Here is a 2849-nt window from a genome sequence, read left to right as displayed (position 1 = left end):
CTCAACCTCGAGGAAGCGGCCGAGTTCATGCACCTTGGGCTCAAGGCGATGAAAGAGCTGGTCGACAGCGGCGCCGTGCCCGCGCTGTCGCTCAACCAGAAACACACCATCCTGCTGCGCGACGACCTGATCAGCTACGTGCGCGAGCAGGGCCGGGCCCAGGCCGAGCTTCGGCGCAAGGGCAAGCCCGCGCCCACCGATGCCCTACCGGCGCGGGAACGCCGCCGCGGGCCACGCAAGGCGCGCCCGGACCTGGCCAGCTACGAAGCCCTCACCAAAGGCGCCCAGCGAGGTTAGAGCCGCGCAGGTTGGCGTACCGGGCCAGCATCGCCATGGTCTTGTGCCCGGTGATCTTGGCGATTTCCATGTCCGATAGCTGGGTGCGTTCGTACAGGCGCGAGGTCGCCTCGTGGCGCAGGTCATGGAAATGCAGGTCGCCGCTGCCGGCGGCGTCGAAGATCCGCGCGAACTGCCGCGACAGGCGCGAGGTGGTCCGCTCCAGCACCTTGCGATCGACGTCGCCATCCCACCAGGGGAACACCAGCTCTCCCGCGCCCTTGCCTTCCAGGTAGGTTTCCAGCAGCGCATCGAGCACCGATGTGATCGGCACCTGCCGCTTGTCGCCGTTCTTTGTCTTGTCCAGGAAGATGGTTCGCCGCTTCCGGTCGATCTGGCCGACGCTCAGCGTGTACATCTCGCGCAGCCGCATGGCCGACTCGAGCGCCATGTCGAACAGTAGCCGCAGCGCCGGCGCGTGGTGGAGCTCCAGCGCACGTTGTCGGCCTTCCGGCTTCGCCCCACCGAGGATCGCGCGGATAGCCTTTTCCTCGCCCTCTTCCAGCCGCCTGTCACGCTCGCTGTCCTGCTTGGCGCGACCCTCGACAGTGGCCACGGCCGCCACATCCTCGGGCGTGTACGTGGCATATCCCTTGGCCAGCGACCGAAGCGGATTGAAGGGCACATCACCGTGGCCTGCGAGCCAGTCCAGCGCGCGCGCCAACGCGCCCACGTGCTTGCGGATCGTGGACGGAGCCAGGTTCTGCTCCCGCTTCAAGCCCGACACCCAACTGGTGGCCCAGGCGAAGGTCAACTCGGCCAGCGCCAGCTCGCGAGGTAGCCGGTTCCCGACGATCGCCAGCAGCTTCCTATCGTCAGCGGCGACATGCTGCGCGGCCAGGTAGCGGCGGATGCCATCGCGCAGGGACTTCTGCACCTCGCGCTTGGCCCCGAATTCTTCCGGCACCACACCGCGATCAAGCAACGCCTCCACGCGGCGCACATATTCGTCGCCTTCGGCCTCATCGTCGAAGCTCAGATAGAGCGGCTTGGGGAGCAAGCCCGCACGCTTGACCGTGTAGTGCCAGGTATCGCCCCGGCGGCGCTTCGTTGCCATGGGAAAACTCGCGTCAACGGATAATCGTCAACCTTACGCCAGTTTGCCACCGAAAAACGAGCGGCAAACGCCGGATTTCGCGTGACGATTGCGTGATTTTGGACAAAAGAAAAGCGCCACATGGGCGCTAAGTCTTTGAACGCAATGGAGGCCAGGGTCGGAATCGAACCGGCGTACACGGCTTTGCAGGCCGCTGCATGACCACTCTGCCACCTGGCCATCGCGCGCGGAGCGCGTTGCCGCGGTCCGCCCAAAAAACAAAACCCCGGTGGTCCGAGGTTTTGCGAAAACTGGAGCGGGAAACGAGACTCGAACTCGCGACCCCGACCTTGGCAAGGTCGTGCTCTACCAACTGAGCTATTCCCGCGTCAGAGTCGGAAAGGATAGCAGAACACGGCCGGATGTGAAGGCCTAGGTGGCGTTTTTTGCATGCTTCCGTAGCGGCCGCCGAAACGACGAAGCCCCGGCAAGGCCGGGGCTTCGAAAGAAACTGGAGCGGGAAACGAGACTCGAACTCGCGACCCCGACCTTGGCAAGGTCGTGCTCTACCAACTGAGCTATTCCCGCATCGGAGCCGCGCATTTTAGCGGCGAAAACGAACCCGTCAAGCCTCGGCGCGCTTGCCGGCGCCAGGCTGCTTCGGCGGATCGCCGCGGAGCATCGGCCAGGCCGCACGCAGGTAGTGCATGCCGGACCAAATGGTCAGCCCGCCGGCGATCACCAGCAGCCCTTCACCGATGTGGTACAGCCGCAGTGCCTCCGCTTCCTTCTCGTGCTGCACGATCAGCACCACCAGCGCGATCATCTGCATCACGGTCTTCAGCTTGCCGATGAATGCGACCTTCACCGTGGCGCGCATGCCGATCTCGGCCATCCACTCGCGCAACGCCGAGATACTGATCTCGCGGCCCACGATGATCGCCGCGGTCACCGCCATCAGGATGCCCGGCCAGCCGCCGCGGTGCGATTCCACCAGCAGGAACAGGGTCACCGCGACCATCAACTTGTCGGCCACCGGGTCCAGGAAGGCGCCGAACGCCGAGGTGAGGTTCATCCGGCGCGCCAGGTACCCGTCCAGCCAGTCGGTCACCGCGGCCAGCAGGAACACGATCGCAGCGGTGATGTTGTGTCCGCGGAACGGCAGGTAGAACACCACCACCATCACCGGCAGCAGCGCAACGCGAAACAGGGTCAGCCAGGTGGGAAGGTTGATGCGCATGATCCTATCCGTCGGTTGTCGGTATCAGTGTCGCACGGCAGCTTGCAGGCTAGCCGTGCAGGGTGGCGTAGATGCGCTCGGCCAGGCCACGATCGATGCCCTTGATCGAGGCCAGCTCCTCCACACCCGCGGCCTCCACGCCCGCCAGGCCGCCGAAGGCCTTGAGCAGCGCCGCGCGTCGGCGGGCGCCGATACCCGGCACGTCCTCCAGCACACTGCGCTCGCGCGCCTTCTCGC

The 2849-nt window shown here is 65.5% G+C and carries 4 protein-coding genes and 3 tRNA genes; 1 reads left to right on the top strand and 6 read right to left on the bottom strand.

What is annotated here, in order from left to right:
- A partial coding sequence (locus VFH59_RS12220) for a hypothetical protein (protein ID WP_325165178.1) occupies positions 1-297 on the top strand: 297 nt, incomplete at its 5' end.
- On the opposite strand, the gene VFH59_RS12215 is transcribed toward VFH59_RS12220, so the two are convergent.
- The 6 genes from VFH59_RS12215 to VFH59_RS12190 all read right to left on the bottom strand — a co-directional run.
- A complete protein-coding gene (locus VFH59_RS12215; RefSeq protein WP_325165177.1) occupies positions 272-1393 on the bottom strand; it encodes a site-specific integrase in 1122 nt (373 codons plus the stop codon). The genes VFH59_RS12220 and VFH59_RS12215 overlap by 26 nt on opposite strands.
- Before the next feature lie 145 nt (positions 1394-1538).
- Positions 1539-1612, bottom strand: a tRNA-Cys gene (locus tag VFH59_RS12210).
- A 72-nt stretch (positions 1613-1684) separates the two neighbouring features.
- A tRNA-Gly gene (locus VFH59_RS12205) sits at positions 1685-1760 on the bottom strand.
- Between the two features lie 124 nt (positions 1761-1884).
- A tRNA-Gly gene (locus tag VFH59_RS12200) sits at positions 1885-1960 on the bottom strand.
- 37 nt (positions 1961-1997) lie between these two features.
- Positions 1998-2612 (bottom strand): CDP-diacylglycerol--glycerol-3-phosphate 3-phosphatidyltransferase, encoded by a 615-nt coding sequence (gene pgsA, locus VFH59_RS12195; protein ID WP_325165176.1) that lies wholly within the window; start codon positions 2610-2612, stop codon positions 1998-2000.
- Positions 2613-2661: 49 nt separating this feature from the next.
- A partial coding sequence (locus VFH59_RS12190) for a helix-hairpin-helix domain-containing protein (RefSeq protein ID WP_325165175.1) occupies positions 2662-2849 on the bottom strand: 188 nt, incomplete at its 5' end.

The organism is Frateuria sp. (genome assembly GCF_035695185.1).
Taxonomy (GTDB): Bacteria; Pseudomonadota; Gammaproteobacteria; order Xanthomonadales; family Rhodanobacteraceae; genus Frateuria_A.
Note: the sequence above shows the minus strand (reverse complement) of the source record. Positions and strands in the feature narration are given on the sequence as shown.